12 protein-coding genes are annotated in these 13,934 nt (G+C 52.8%); 4 read left to right on the top strand and 8 right to left on the bottom strand.

Annotation, left to right across the window (positions count from 1 at the left end; genetic code table 11):
* Positions 1-219: 219 nt before the first annotated feature.
* Both H8695_RS01865 and H8695_RS01860 read left to right on the top strand, forming a co-directional pair.
* Positions 220-2,907: a sensor histidine kinase gene (locus tag H8695_RS01865; protein ID WP_249299175.1), complete on the top strand. Its 2,688-nt coding sequence runs from the start codon at positions 220-222 to the stop codon at positions 2,905-2,907.
* Positions 2,900-3,616, top strand: coding sequence for a response regulator (locus tag H8695_RS01860; protein ID WP_249299174.1), 717 nt, complete (start codon positions 2,900-2,902; stop codon positions 3,614-3,616). Before H8695_RS01865 ends, H8695_RS01860 begins: the two co-directional genes overlap by 8 nt.
* Positions 3,617-3,722: 106 nt before the next feature.
* On the opposite strand, the gene H8695_RS01855 is transcribed toward H8695_RS01860, so the two are convergent.
* The 5 genes from H8695_RS01855 to H8695_RS01835 form a co-directional block, all read right to left on the bottom strand.
* Positions 3,723-4,316 (bottom strand): manganese catalase family protein, encoded by a 594-nt coding sequence (locus H8695_RS01855; protein ID WP_249299495.1) that lies wholly within the window; start codon positions 4,314-4,316, stop codon positions 3,723-3,725.
* A 2-nt stretch (positions 4,317-4,318) separates the two neighbouring features.
* The gene (locus tag H8695_RS01850) at positions 4,319-4,564 is read right to left on the bottom strand and encodes a spore coat protein CotJB (RefSeq protein ID WP_249299173.1); all 246 of its coding nucleotides are present in this window, start codon (positions 4,562-4,564) and stop codon (positions 4,319-4,321) included.
* The gene (locus H8695_RS01845; RefSeq protein WP_249299172.1) at positions 4,561-4,749 is read right to left on the bottom strand and encodes a spore coat associated protein CotJA; all 189 of its coding nucleotides are present in this window, start codon (positions 4,747-4,749) and stop codon (positions 4,561-4,563) included. Before H8695_RS01845 ends, H8695_RS01850 begins: the two co-directional genes overlap by 4 nt.
* A 347-nt stretch (positions 4,750-5,096) precedes the next feature.
* Positions 5,097-8,759 carry an S-layer homology domain-containing protein gene (locus H8695_RS01840; RefSeq protein ID WP_249299171.1) on the bottom strand — a complete coding sequence of 1,221 codons (3,663 nt, stop codon included), beginning with the start codon at positions 8,757-8,759 and terminating at the stop codon, positions 5,097-5,099.
* Between the two features lie 458 nt (positions 8,760-9,217).
* The gene (locus H8695_RS01835) at positions 9,218-10,063 is read right to left on the bottom strand and encodes a tyrosine-type recombinase/integrase (protein ID WP_249299170.1); all 846 of its coding nucleotides are present in this window, start codon (positions 10,061-10,063) and stop codon (positions 9,218-9,220) included.
* A gap of 245 nt (positions 10,064-10,308) precedes the next feature.
* On the opposite strand from H8695_RS01835, the gene H8695_RS01830 reads away from it, so the two are divergent.
* Together H8695_RS01830 and H8695_RS01825 are read left to right on the top strand one after the other, a co-directional pair.
* The gene (locus H8695_RS01830) at positions 10,309-10,896 is read left to right on the top strand and encodes a TVP38/TMEM64 family protein (RefSeq protein ID WP_249299169.1); all 588 of its coding nucleotides are present in this window, start codon (positions 10,309-10,311) and stop codon (positions 10,894-10,896) included.
* Between the two features lie 172 nt (positions 10,897-11,068).
* Entirely contained in the window at positions 11,069-11,857 is a 789-nt protein-coding gene (locus H8695_RS01825; RefSeq protein WP_249299168.1) for an HAD-IIB family hydrolase, read from the top strand.
* A gap of 43 nt (positions 11,858-11,900) precedes the next feature.
* Here H8695_RS01825 and H8695_RS01820 read toward each other — a convergent pair whose 3' ends face one another.
* From H8695_RS01820 to H8695_RS01810, 3 genes are read right to left on the bottom strand one after another with little or no spacing between them, the layout of a single operon-like run.
* The gene (locus tag H8695_RS01820; RefSeq protein WP_249299167.1) at positions 11,901-12,614 is read right to left on the bottom strand and encodes a hypothetical protein; all 714 of its coding nucleotides are present in this window, start codon (positions 12,612-12,614) and stop codon (positions 11,901-11,903) included.
* On the bottom strand, positions 12,611-13,477 hold the full coding sequence (locus H8695_RS01815; protein ID WP_249299166.1) for an ABC transporter ATP-binding protein: 867 nt from the start codon (positions 13,475-13,477) through the stop codon (positions 12,611-12,613). The genes H8695_RS01820 and H8695_RS01815 overlap by 4 nt, the downstream gene beginning before the upstream one ends.
* Positions 13,464-13,841, bottom strand: a complete 378-nt coding sequence (locus H8695_RS01810) for a GntR family transcriptional regulator (protein ID WP_249299165.1) — start codon at positions 13,839-13,841, stop codon at positions 13,464-13,466. Before H8695_RS01810 ends, H8695_RS01815 begins: the two co-directional genes overlap by 14 nt.
* Positions 13,842-13,934 lie beyond the last annotated feature (93 nt).

The raw sequence follows: 13,934 nt of genomic DNA, 5'->3' as shown, positions 1-13,934 counted from the left end.
TGATAATAATATAACATAGTCCCCGTCACAACGTCAACAACGCCGCAGGATTCCTTTCATAATAAAAAGGCCGGTTCGCCCCCGCCGCCAGGCAGCGTAATTCTTGTATTCTCAAGTCGGTCTTTATATAATCTTAATACATCGGGGGACAATCATAACACAGTCATCATCTGAAGCGTTGTATACTGAATGAAGTAACAGAGTTGGAGGACCGGCAATATGGATGAAAAACGCCCGAGTCCCGGGTCGCTTCTACGTCAGATCCACAGAGGCAACGACGCAGAAAAGCGCGGCAGGCTCAAAATCTTTTTCGGCTATGCCGCCGGCGTCGGCAAAACATTTGCCATGCTTGAGGCCGCCCGTGCTGCCAAAGCCGCCGGGATTGACGTTGTCGCCGGCTATATTGAGCCGCACACACGCCCTGAGACCCTCGCTCTCCTTGAGGGGCTCGAACAGCTTCCCCCTCAGGAGATTCACTACCGCGGCCTGGATCTCAGGGAGTTTGATCTTGATGCAGCGCTCGCGAGGCACCCCTCGTTAATCCTGGTGGATGAATTGGCCCATACAAACGCCGAGACCTGCCGCCACACCAAGCGCTATCAGGATATTGAGGAGCTTTTGCGCGCCGGGATTGATGTCTTTACTACCGTCAACGTGCAGCACATTGAAAGTCTCAATGACATCATTGCCTCCATCACAGGCATCACTGTTCGTGAGCGGATACCGGACAGTGTTTTTGACAGCGCTGACCAAGTGGAACTGGTGGATATTGAGCCGGATGATCTGATCAAACGACTCAGCGAGGGGAAAATCTACCGCCCCACACAGGCCAGACAGGCACTGGGACACTTTTTTACAAGGGGAAATTTGGCCGCTCTGCGTGAAATTGCTCTGCGGCGCACCGCCGACCGTCTCACCCGAACAAAGCAGCATGGCGAGGGAGAAGCCGGATTTGCCGATGAGCATATTATGATCTGTCTTTCCAGCTCTCCCTCCAATGCCAAGGTCATCCGAACTGCCGCCCGGCTTGCCGACGCGTTTCACGGCAGTTTTACCGCGCTCTTCGTTGAGACGCCCGGAACACATGAGCTCAGCAGCGCAAACCGGGAAAATCTGCGGCGCAACCTCAAGCTGGCCGAACAGCTCGGCGCGCGCATTGCAACGGTTTACGGCGATGATGTGCCCAGTCAGATTTCAGAGTATACCAGAGCCAGCGGTGTTTCCAAAATTGTCATCGGTCGTTCAAACAACAGGCGTTCCCTGCTGGCTCCCAAAAACAACTTCATCGATCGTTTGACCGCCCTCAATCCCAATATAGATATTTATATCATACCCGATACCCAGCCCCCCTTTCACGGAAAGCTCCAGAAGCCTCTGGGGCATCTGAAGCTCAGCGCCGGAGATTTGCTGAAAACTCTCGCTCTTCTGGCAGGCTGCTCGCTCATCGGCCTCTGGTTTTATCAGCTGGGCATTCGCGATGCCAACATTATTATCACCTATCTGCTCGGCGTGCTCTTTACTGCTATTGTGACACAGGGCCGCTTTTACAGCGTGCTGTTCTCCCTGGTGAGCGTCTCTGTCTTCAATTATTTTTTCACCGCTCCCCGCTTTTCTTTTGAAGCCTATGACGCCAGTTATCTTGTGACTTTTCTCATCATGTTTGTCGCCGCTCTGACTGTCAGCTCGCTGACGACTCGTGTCAAACGGCAAGCCCGACAGGCTGCGCTGAAAGCCCACCGCACGGAAGTTCTCCTTGAGACCAGTCAAATGCTCCAGCGTGCAGGAAGCCGGGATGAAATTTTCATGCGCTGTGCGCGCCAGGTGCAGAAACTCCTCGATCGCAGTATTTTACTCTACCCGGTAGTGCAAGGGGCTCTTGCATCCGCACTTTCGTTCCCACTTGAAAAAGAGCAGACACTTCAGGCCTATCTCGGGCAAGATGAACGTGCCGTCGCGCAGTGGGTGCTTCAAAACAACAAGCACGCCGGCGCCACTACCGGCACTCTGCCGGGAGCCAAATGTCTCTATCTCGCAGTCAGAGGGCATGATCGGGTCTTTGCCGTCATCGGAATCGTCATGGATGAGGGGCGCGATATCGATACGTTTGAGCGCAGCCTGCTGCTCGCCATGCTTGCCGAATGCGGTCTTGCCCTCGAAAAAGAGCAGGAGCGTGAAACAAAAAATGAAATTGCCCTGCAGGCACAGAGAGAGCAGCTTCGCGCCAATCTTCTGCGCGCCATCTCCCACGATCTGCGCACGCCCTTAACGAGTATATCCGGTAACGCCGGCGTGCTCATGCAAAATTCACAAGTACTTGACGAGACGCACAGGCAGCGTCTTTACGCCGACATCTACGACGACGCCATGTGGCTGATCAATCTCGTGGAAAATCTGCTTGCCGTCACCCGCATGGAAGATGGTTCAATCAGTCTACAGCTCAAGCCGGAGTTGCTCGACGAGGTTATCCAGGAGGCGCTTCGACACATTGACCGCCGCGCACATGAACACCACATCAGTGTTCGCCTGTCCGATGACCTGCTTATGGCGAAAATCGACGCGAGGCTCATTGTTCAGGTTATCATCAACATTGTCAACAACGCCGTCAAATACACGCCGCCAGAGTCTCACATCGAGCTCAGCGCCCGCCGCGAGGGCAGCGAGGTTGTCGTTGAAATTGCCGACGATGGCCCCGGTGTGCCGGACAGCGACAAGAGCAAGCTCTTCGATATGTTTTACACTGCTGAGAACCCGCAGGCAGACGGCCGCCGGGGACTCGGTCTTGGGCTCTCCCTGTGCCGCTCCATCGTCCAGGCCCACGGCGGCGATATCATCGTGCGGGACAACAGCCCGCATGGTGCTGTCTTTTCCTTTACCCTACAAGCTGAGGAGGTCATCTGCAATGAATAAGCCGCTGATTCTTGTCGTAGAAGACGACAGAGCAATCCGCAATCTCATCACCACAACGCTTGAGATGCAGGGCTACCAGTACCACACTGCCGGCACTGGCGGCGCCTCGATACTCGAGGCCGTCTCCCACAAGCCGGACATCATCATCCTCGACCTCGGTCTGCCCGATATGGATGGCGTCGAGATCATAAAAAAAATTCGCTCCTGGTCCAATGTGCCCATTATCGTAGTCAGTGCCCGCAGCGAGGACAGTGACAAAATCAGCGCGCTTGACGCAGGGGCCGACGACTATCTGACAAAGCCTTTCAGCGTGGACGAGCTGCTCGCGCGCCTGCGCGTGGCACTGCGCCGCCTGCGCTATGACAGTGCGCCGAACGATGCGGACAGTGTGTTTCAAAATGGCGGCCTGAAAATTGACTATGCCGCCGGATGTGCCTATGTCGACGGAAGAGAAGTGCATCTGACACCGATTGAGTACAAACTTCTGTGTCTGCTCTCAAAAAACGTCGGCAAGGTTCTAACGCACAATTTTATTTTAAAGGAAATTTGGGGCAATGCTCTGCCGGACGATACCCCGTCGCTGCGCGTCTTTATGGCCACACTGCGCAAAAAAATCGAGCCCGTTCCCTCCCAGCCGAAATACATCCAAACCCATATTGGTGTCGGCTATCGTATGTTGCGCTTCTCCGATGACACCGGTGAGATGTAACAATCTGGTGATTTGGAACAAGAGTTCCTCGTGAGGCATGGCACATTTTCTCCTTGTTGAGTATAAAAAAGAGCCGCCCCGAGGGGCGGCTCTTTTCTTGTGTCGGTCAGTCAAATTCGGGATTGGTGAGATAGAAGTTGCGTGAATCCAGTTTGTCCTGCACAATGCGCAGTCCCTCGCCAAAGCGCTGATGGTGAACGATTTCCCGCTGGCGCAGGAACTTGATCACGTCTGCAACATCCGGGTCATCAGTCAGGCGCAGAATGTTGTCATAGGTGGTACGCGCTTTCTGCTCGGCTGCCATATCCTCAGTCAAATCAGTGATGGCATCGCCCTTTGAAGCGTAGGTCAAAGCATTATGGGGAATTCCTGCCGCTGCAGTCGGCCAGAGACCGACAGTGTGGTCAACATAGTAGTCGTCAAAACCCTGCTGCTTAATCTGTTCTGGTGTCAGATTTTTGGTCAACTGGTGAACAATAGCACACACAATCTCCATATGGGCAAGTTCTTCCGTACCAATATCTGTAAGAAGTCCCTTTACTTCGTTGTATGGCATAGAATAGCGCTGCGAGAGATAGCGCATCGACGCGGACAGCTCACCGTCCGGACCACCAAACTGAGAGATGATCGCCTTTGCAAGGCGTGGATTCGGCCGGAGAATCCGAACCGGATACTGAAGTCTCTTCTCATAAGTCCATATGGTTACACCTCCCAGGGCCAGGGCCCATCAATCCAGCTCCAACAGCTATTTGGCTGCACACCATTTGCGCGCAGCGGGCCGTAGAGATTCTCATAGGTTGCAATTGCCTGTGTACGCACAGTGCGGCAGGCCTGGTATTTTGTCAGAGCACCGGGATCATTCGGGTGAGTGTCGAGAAACAGCCGTACCTCGTCAAGCACAAAGCTGACTTCATCAATTTGCCGCAAAAGAGTGTTCTTGTCAGTCATGACGGCAGAACCCCCTTTCCGGCAAACGGCAGATCGAGCTCAAAAAAGAGTGTACCTCGCTTGAGCGCTACAGCTGGATCGTAGATGTCCCGCCACTTCTGATACGGAGCGTATGCAATTCCCAGCGGCAGGCAGTCAAGATCGGTCTGGCCCGCCGGGGGAAATACAGTTGTTTTGGCCGTCAAATACCCCGTCTCCTTTCTACAGTGAGATCACTGCAATATCAGCGTACGCGCAGACGGCGATTGCTGTGTGGCGCAAAGTGCATGCCCTTTTTGCTTCTAAATCCGTAAAGCTTTAATCATGAGAAAAAACAGAACTATTTTACAAAATAGAAATCCATTTTTCATTCTGTATTTTTTGTGCCAGTTTATATTAAGGCACTGTCGTTAAAGTGTTGCCTTTCAGATTGCTTTTTGTGTCTACGATACAAAAGAGAAGTCCCGCGGGCTCTCAGCCGCTGCGGGACTTCTCTTTGTCTCTGTTCCGATAGCGCTTTCAGACGTTGTTCACGCGCTTTCGCTTCAAGGGCTTATTTCGTGGCAACCCAGACTTCCCCATCGTCACCTCTTGTATAGTCGTGTGTGTTTGTGGCCTCTACAATCTGGTAATAGCCCCAGTGACCCTGGGAAAGATCCACAAACGGACGCAGCTCTTTTGAGTGGCGATCTACAAATATTTTGTCAGCGCTGCGGTTCAGCATCCGGTTGACTACTGCGGTTGCCTCCGCACGGGTAATGGTGTTGTCAGGGCGAAAAGTGCCATCGGAATAACCGGTGATCCAGCCATACTGAGTCGAGCCGATCACATGTCTGTAAAACCAGTCATCCAAACTGACGTCAGAGAAAACATTTTCCCCTCCAGTCACACCATCGGCAAAGCGCATGGCAATCACAGTGAATTCAGCGCGAGTAATGGGGCGGTCTGGTTCAAATTGATTGTTTCCTGTTCCATTGACAATCCCCAGAGACGCCAATGCATTGACCGCCGTAGTGTACCAAGTGCCGGCCGTGACGTCGGAAAAGGAAGCTGTAAGGGGAATATCCCTGTCCAACAGCAGATTGTAGAACATCTGTGCAGCCTCAGCGCGGGTCATATTGCCGTTTGGGCGAAATGTGCCGTTTCCGTATCCGTTGAGATACGAATTGTGGTCCTCGGTGTTCAACCAGCTGGATACACCATTGTTGTCCGGATCTCCCATATTTTTACTCCACCCGGCGTAAAGGGTGACCGTGGCGCGGTTGACCTTGACATCCTCCCGTACCAGATTGGTCAGCTTGCTATCCAGATACCACCCCTCGAAAGTGTGACCGTTGCGGACGGGAACAGGCAACTGCTCATATTCTTTTGTCCATGAGTAGCGCTTCGTTTCGGCCTTGAGGATTTGACCGCCGTTTGTGTCGTAGCGGAGGGTATAATGGGGGTCCGTCTCACCGCTGCCACCGGATTTTTTCCCATAGACCAGCACAAAGGGAGAGAAAGACTCCGTTTCAAACTTGATGTACTTCGTTGCGCCCACGGTCGCGAGTTCAGCGGAAATTATTTTTGGCGGAGCAGCAGACAGTTCCTGGTCCAAGTGACTATAATTCCGATCCAGCGCCTCAAAATGGACCATATAGAACGGTCTGGCGTCATCAAAATCATTGGGGATTGGCCAGTAAATCGTCAGTACCTGGTCAGCGCCTATGGTCAGGTAGGTATTTCCGTTTCTGGTATCCACCAGGTCAAAATACTTCTGTTCGTAGGCGTAATCCCCAGTCGGGATATGTTCAGTCATGTTCTGTTCGATGTAGTCGGTCAGTACGCTGTCGTCCAGCACCTCGTCAATCAGCAATTTGACACCGGAGGGGTCGGCCACCTCCACATTGCTTCCGTTTACATAGTAGGCGATGTCATCAGGTGCCACTGCGGTTATCCCCCTGGCGGAAAGACCGCTCTCATCGCCGACAATTTCTACTGTGACGTTATCATCCGTCAGGCCGCGCACCACCAGTTTGCCAGTGCTGGAGACAATGTCACTGAAAACAGTCTGCCCGCCGCCAAGATCAATCTCGGCAGTAATTCTTCCCGTCTCCAGATCTCCTGGGTAAATGCCCATGTCGTATTCCCGGTACTGCTCTTCTACGTTTGGAGAAAATACATCGCTGACAATGACATTGCCCTCATAATCAGCAAACTGCAGCCGGAGCGGAATCTCTTGCCCGGTCTCGTCTATACCCGGCAACACCCGGTAGATGTAGCGCTGTCGATCAGTGCCCTCCACATTGCTGCTGTGAGCGTCTGTGCCATAGAGTTCCAGCTTCCATTCTCTTTCTCTGCCCTGCCCATCCTGATAGGTAAATTTTAAAATTTTAGACAGATCTGCCGCATTGGCGTCGCCGCCCAACTGCTCGTTGATACGCTTTGGCAGCGTGATATAGTAGCCGGGCTCCGGCAGGCCGTTTGACGATGGGACCTGCTGGCCGGCATCGTTGACCACACCAGTGTAACCCTCTCCGCCAGTGTAGATGGTGATATCAGCCGGGGTGACAGTGACGGGCTCCGCTATGGTAACATCGAACAGATAGGCCGTATTGACCGTCCGCCCCGGGTCGGAACCGATCACCGTATTGGCGGATTGATAAAATCGTTCCCACTGGCCGCCAGTTTTTGGTACGGCATAGCCGTAGATCACCACAAGATAGTACCCGTCTCCGTAGTCCTGGTCCGTGTAATTGCCGGCAGAAGTCCTCTCATCCTCAGATCCGTTAATCCGAATCGTATTTGTAACGTCTGGCTTATCCCACAAATTATACCTGCCGAAACCGTCCTCCTCCATGCGTGGTCCCTCTCTGCCGCCCTGCCACACATCGATCCACTGGTATTCAAATTTGACTTTCACATCGGCGTCCGGGTCGCTCTGGATCGCATGAGAGACCTTGACACCGATCTCTGCTCCAGGGGATACTCTCAATTTCGGATACGTATCCGAAGCCGGGATGGTCTCTCCATTTACAATGAACTCCACTGTGGGGGCTTGCAGAATGTTGCGAATGTCCAGATAGAGATCGTCACCGTCAGGTTTCAATACGGTTTTTGATGTCAATAGGGCATTGTTATAGACCCAACCGCCGACATATCCGACGGGGATGTCGTCTCCCTTTGCATCCGGGATAGTATACTCTTCATCCACGAACCAGTCTCCGTCTGGCGCTTTGCAGACATTTACTGCCTGCCCGTGCAGTTTCGGCTCTGTTTTAGCGTCGGGTCCCGTTCCATAGTGCAGGGTGAATTCATATGTGCAGGCGTTTCGATACGAACTGAGACCACTTGGCGAAAAAGTGCTTCGGGCGGCCGAATTTTGAAACACGATCAGTCGTTTCCCCAGGCCATGATCGGTGCTTTTAAATGCCCCGCCATCATAGGCATTGGCATCGTCGGTTTTCACCACGATCGTCGTGACCGGCGTCGTGTAGTGAAACACTTCGCTTCCCACATAGTTCACCGAAGCAGGGATCTCCACCGTGGTATTCGCGGGCAGGCCGCTGCACTGGTAAAAGCTCTGTCTGCCAATTACCAGCAAATGATCCGGCAGCTCAAACACCGCATCAGAGTCGCTGTCGGCGGTGCGCACATATTGCAGACCGGTACAGCCGTAAAACACGGAGCCGCTGTCTTTGCTTCCAATATTCTGCAAAGTAGCAGGCAAAATCACCCCGGTCAGATTGACGCATGATTTGAATGCGTTCTTCTCCAGGTCAGTCACCCTGGTCTGGGACAGATCCAGCACACCGGAAATGGGGGAAGACATGGCGGCCTGGCTCTTGATTGTCGTCAGGTTTGTAGCTTGAGAAAAATCAATGGCAGCCACATGGTATCTGCCCAGATCATCATTATAAGTAACGGCGCCGTATCGATCCTTTTCATTGCTGTATGCATCGGTAAAGCCGTTGGCCGCAATGGTCTTCACTGTGTTTGGTATCTGGATAGAAAAATAGCGGATATCCGCCTTGTCGAGATTTAAGCTGGCGAACCATGTCTTTGAAATACCATAATAGGTATCGTTTCTGATTACCAAATTCTCCTGCTCCACCGCTATGGGATCGTCGGCTGTGAGGCCGGTGCCTGCCCTCTGCGGTGCGGCAAAAGCTGCTGTGGCCAGCAGCCCCAAAAGCAGGCAAATACCGAACAGCCCGGCAAACAATTTCTTTCTCATGATGTCATCTCCTCTTCCCTATGCTCAACTTCTGGCAGCCTCTCTCCGGCGCTTTGTTCGGTCAATCACAGCTCCGCGGAATGGAAATCGGATCCGACAGAGATTGCTTCGTTATCACTTGCGCATCACCCCTATCTCAAAATCAACATTTTGTCCTTTGTTCACATGGCATTGTGCTTTCAACGAACGTCCAAAACAGAAAAAAGCTCTGCCACTGGCTGAACACAGCGTGACAGAGCGCACAAAAGACGACCGCAAAATATGCAATCTTTGCGGGAGGATATTTTATGCCCAAAATCAGGAATCCACATTGCGTTTTGGGCAATATCATGATATACTTTTTAATCATTATGTAGCCGAGGGATTGTTCTCCGTCTGTTTTTGTGACAAAATGTTGATTTTGTGTTTCGCCGGGTTCTCCCGGCGTTTGTGCTACTTTTGCAAAATGTTGATTTTGTCTATGATACCAATCCCAACCGCTCCAGTTGGCGCTGGTGTTCAACACCGGAGGTCACAAGGTAAATACGGGTGGTCTCGATGCTGGAATGCCCCAGCACATCGGCCAGCCGCACAATATCCTTGCAGGCCCTGTAAAAGATTGTGGCAAACAGATGCCGCAGGTTATGCGGGAATACTTTTGTGGGGATCACTCCCGCATGTTTGCAAAGCCCTTTCAGCTCCGCCCAGATTTGGCGGCGGCTGATCTCCTTTCCGCTTTTGGTGCGAAAGATTGCGCCAGAGGCGATTTTTTGTTTCTGGGCATACTTCAGAAGTTTGCGGCACAGTTTGCTCGAGAGCAGAATGGCCCGAATTTTACCTTTCAACGAGATCTCCGCTCTACCTTGCCGGGCGGCTTCAACCGTGATATACCGCACCTCGGAAACCCGGATACCCGTGGCGCAGATGGCTTCCATGAGCAGTGTCAACCGTTCCCGGCCCAATTCTTTAGCGCTGGCAATCAGGCGGTCATACTCCACTCTGGTCAATTCCCGGCTCGAGTCTCGAAACAGACTGCGCTGTATTTTCAAGAATTTCACTCTGAACGCATCCCAGCCAAGAAATCCGAATAAGCCGTTCAGGGCCGAGAGCATGGCATTGATGGTGACAGGCGCATAGCCCTGTTCCAACAGATACGCCTTCCAGCCTGCCGCCAGCTCCTTTGTGATGTCCCTGTCACCCAGCCACCGGGCAAAGGCATTTACATCTCGCTGATATTTTTCGATTGTGCCCGGACTGCGTTCCTCCCTGTGCAGATACTGACCGTAAGAGGCGATTTTCTCAGCCGTCAATTGTAATTTCTTCAATGCAATTTACCTCCGTTTGCAAGTAATGTTCCTATTTTACCTTGCAAGCAAGGTTCTATCCGCAGGACTGGATATTCCCGCGAAATATGGGGACAGAGCATCTGAAATTCCATTTTGGCGGAGCCTGTAACAGGTTGTTTTTCATTTTCGGTAGGCTCACTCTTCAGAAATTATTAAGAATGATCCCCCTTGCTTTTTTAGAATTCTCCTGTAGACTGTACTTGTCGGCGCAAAGGGGGATCATTTTGGAGAAGACACGCAAAAACAAGTGGATCAATCTCTGTACCATTGCCGGATTTATCGTTGTCATCGCTTTCTGCATCTATGCCGTAAAGATGGGGCTGTTCACCTCTGAGGCAGCTCTCGAACAGTTTGTGGCCAGGTGCGGCATCTGGGGACCGGTAATCTTTATTCTCATCCAGCTCGTGCAGGTCGTGGTTCCGATCATCCCCGGCGGAATCACTCTCGCGGCCGGTGTGTTCATCTTCGGTGGGCTGCAGGGCTTTCTCTACAACTATGCCGGTATTCTCATCGGCTCTACACTGAGCTTTCTTCTCGCCAGGCGCTATGGCTCGGCTTTTATTCAAAGTATTGTCAGCCACCAGACCTACGAAAAATACATTGGCTGGCTCGACCGCAAAAAGACCTTTACGCGCCTTTTCACCGTTGCCATTCTCCTGCCCGGCGCGCCGGACGATCTGCTGTGTATGATCGCCGGCCTCTCCAAGATGACCTTTCGAAAATTCATGCTGATACTGACGCTCGCAAAGCCCCCCTCCATTCTTCTTTACAGCGTTGGTGTCTCCACCATCAGCGAGTGGATTCTGCGCTGACATTCTTTTCTTCTCCCCCACCAAAAGAGCCCGCGCTGTGCGCGGGCTCTTTTGGATAAGATACCGGTTTTGGTTGTCATGGGCTGTGCAACTTGCTGCAGGTTTACCAGTATCGCCGCACCGCCGCCCTGTGATAAACTGTCTAAAGAGAAAATCAGACGAGGAGGCCGACATGTACCAGGGCGCAGTATTTTTGGATGCCGACGGCACCATGCTCGATGAGACCTGCGGAATCTGTTCCCCCACAGCCAAGACGCTCGAGGCGATCGCAGCGCTTCGCGCGCGCGGCTATCTGGTGGCGCTTGCCACCGGGCGGGCCAAGTGTTATATCCCTGAGGGGCTGCTTTGCTTTGAGAGCTACATCACCACCAACGGCGCGCACGCCGAGGTGGCGGGCGTCTCCATCTGGGATGACACCATCGCCCCCGATGCCCTTGATCGGCTTCTCGCCTTTCTTGAGGGCGCCGGCATCAACTACATCATCGAAAGCCAGCAGATCTGCTTTGTCAAGGACCCGAACGAAACCTATTACCGTCGTATGGCGCAGCTTTTTCGGCTTGATACATCGAAGTTTTTGCCGCTTGAAGACCCCCACGCCATCGCTGTAAACAAACTGATGATCACCTATGACAGCCCTCAAAAGCTCGAACGCTTTCACCGGGAATTCGACGATCTCTATGAGATCACCGACCAGCCGGGAAACTACTCCTGCGACGTGGGAAAGCGCGGAATCAACAAGGGTGTTGCCATCGAAAAACTGCTCGCCCACTACGGCATCGACAGGCGCTGCACCTACGCTTTCGGCGACGCCGACAACGACTATGACATGCTTCGTACCGTCGGCACGGGAGTGATGATGGCGCGCCACTCCAAGCGTCTTGAGCAGGTCTGCTCCCTTGTCACCGACTCGGTGCGTGATGAGGGGGTCTGGCGCGGTCTCGTGCGCCTGGGGCTCATCTGAAGAAAGCAAAAGGCCGAGCAAGTTTGCCCGGCCTTTTCTGTCTTCAGTCCTTAATTGGCGCTCGGCGCACCAGCAGAAAGCTAAGTCCCGCAAACACGGCGCTGAGTGTGAGAAAGAAGAGCACTGCCAAAAACGGGTATGGCCCCGCTGACAGACCCATCACAGCGAGCAGAAACTTCTCCAGTGCCGCCGCGATACGCCCACTCAAAAGACTGTAGTCCACCAACGGCAGCACCACCGCCAGCAATGCGGGAACCGCAATGGAGACAACGGTCTTCTGTCCCCGGTTCATGCGGTAGTAGAGCACCGTGATCAAAAAGCCAAGAGTCACCGCCATGAAAAACAGGCAGAAATTCCAGAGGGTGGAAAGCAGGGCATTGCCCGCGCCGCCGTAGATCATTTCATAGAGCGGCGTATAGTGGATCAGCGCATCGCCGATCCATGCGACGGCCAGATTGCCTACCGCCATCATCAGCGCTACCAGCGCGCCTGAGCAGAAAAAGCCCCGAAAAAGTGTGCGCCGCGACACACCATTTTGCAGCAGCATGCGAAGCGTTGGTTTGAAAGAGTTCATTCCCATCACCAGCATGAAGACACAGGCCGATACATCGAAACCATTGATCTGTCCCCCCTTTTCGACCATGTGCTCGAGTAGAACACTCAAGAGCAGCAGAGCCACAATTACGAGATAGAACATCGCGACCGCAAATCGATAATCCGCGCAGTAATAGCGTACGGTTGTCTTCCACTTATTCATTTCTTTGCCCCCTGTTCGTTGGTCAGCTCAATGAAGAGCTTCTGTAGATCAATCCGTGAGAGTTCAATTCCCTGTGGTACCTCGTCCCTGTTCGGTCGCCCCAGCAGATAGGCAGTCTTAAGGCCCCCAAGTGTATCGGTGCCGATGACGTTCTTTCCCTCAATGAAACGGTCGACGTCACCGGCCTTTCCCGCTACGGTATAGCCGGATGCGAGCAGACTTTCACAGGATTCGTCCCGGATGATTCGCCCGTTCTTGATGACAACGATCTGTTCGATGAGCGCTGCGATCTCCTCAATGAGGTGGGTTGAGAGAACAAAAGTTCTCGGCTCGGCTGCATACTGCTCAATAAGCAGTTTGTAGAAGAGCTCCCGGTGGTTGGCGTCCAACCCGAGCACCGGTTCATCAAGCAGCACATACGGCACATCGACGCATAGCGCAGTTATTATTTTGTAGATTGAGCGGTAGCCGGTGGAGAGCTGCTGAATTTTCTTCGTCTGATCCAGACCGAAGAGCTCGCAGAACTCGCCTGCACGCTCCAGATCAAAACCGCCGTAAAAGTTTCCCGTCCAGCGAAAGACATCCCGTACGCGCATGGCATCGGGATAGTAGTCTTTCTCCCCCATCAGATAGACAAGGCTCTGGGCGCGATCGTTTTCCGCAGCCGGCTCGCCGTTGATGAAAATTTCGCCCTCATCTGGGAAAAGACGGTTTGTAATGAGATTAAGCAGAGTGGATTTTCCCGCGCCGTTGCGGCCGAGCAGACCGTAGATCATCCCCTCCCCAAGTGTCAGCGTGATATCATCGAGCGCCCGTAAACCGGCGAAGCTCTTGCTAACGCCTCTGATTTCAATTCCGTTCATTCCGGTATCCCCTTTCAATCAATGTGAGCAGCTCCTCCCGGGTCATCCCGAGCTTTCTCGCCTCGTCAAGCATGCTCTCCACATAGTTTTCGTAAAACGAATCGTGTCGCTTGCGGCGCACTCTCTCGAGCGCCCCCTCGGCAACAAACATCCCAAGCCCCCTTTTTTTATAGAGAATCCCATCCGCCACCAGCAAATTCATCCCCTTGAGCACGGTTGCAGGATTGATCTGAAACTGTGCGGAGATCTCCGTTGTGGACGGAATCTGCGTCTGCTCGGCAAATGCGCCGGTAAAGACCGCGTCCTCGATCTGTTCGGCAATCTGCAAAAAAATGGGTTTCTCGCTCTGCAGGTTCAGTTTCATTCTCTCACCACCCAATCAGTTAATTAGTTGTGTAACTAACTATATATCATTTCTTTTGTTCTGTCAATTCCTTTTATTAAAAAAAGAGAGGCC

It is taken from the genome of Feifania hominis, assembly GCF_014384765.1.
Classification (GTDB): Bacteria; Bacillota; Clostridia; order Oscillospirales; family Feifaniaceae; genus Feifania; species Feifania hominis.
Note: the sequence above shows the minus strand (reverse complement) of the source record. Positions and strands in the feature narration are given on the sequence as shown.

Excerpts from the sequence above, each read along its gene's own strand:
- H8695_RS01865 (WP_249299175.1), top strand. The coding sequence starts at position 220 with ATGGATGAAAAACGCCCGAGTCCCGGGTCGCTTCTACGTCAGATCCAC.
- H8695_RS01860 (WP_249299174.1), top strand. The coding sequence starts at position 2,900 with ATGAATAAGCCGCTGATTCTTGTCGTAGAAGACGACAGAGCAATCCGC.
- H8695_RS01850 (WP_249299173.1), bottom strand. The coding sequence starts at position 4,564 with ATGACTGACAAGAACACTCTTTTGCGGCAAATTGATGAAGTCAGCTTT.
- H8695_RS01840 (WP_249299171.1), bottom strand. The coding sequence starts at position 8,759 with ATGAGAAAGAAATTGTTTGCCGGGCTGTTCGGTATTTGCCTGCTTTTG.
- H8695_RS01825 (WP_249299168.1), top strand. The coding sequence starts at position 11,069 with ATGTACCAGGGCGCAGTATTTTTGGATGCCGACGGCACCATGCTCGAT.
- H8695_RS01820 (WP_249299167.1), bottom strand. The coding sequence starts at position 12,614 with ATGAATAAGTGGAAGACAACCGTACGCTATTACTGCGCGGATTATCGA.
- H8695_RS01815 (WP_249299166.1), bottom strand. The coding sequence starts at position 13,477 with ATGAACGGAATTGAAATCAGAGGCGTTAGCAAGAGCTTCGCCGGTTTA.
- H8695_RS01810 (WP_249299165.1), bottom strand. The coding sequence starts at position 13,841 with ATGAAACTGAACCTGCAGAGCGAGAAACCCATTTTTTTGCAGATTGCC.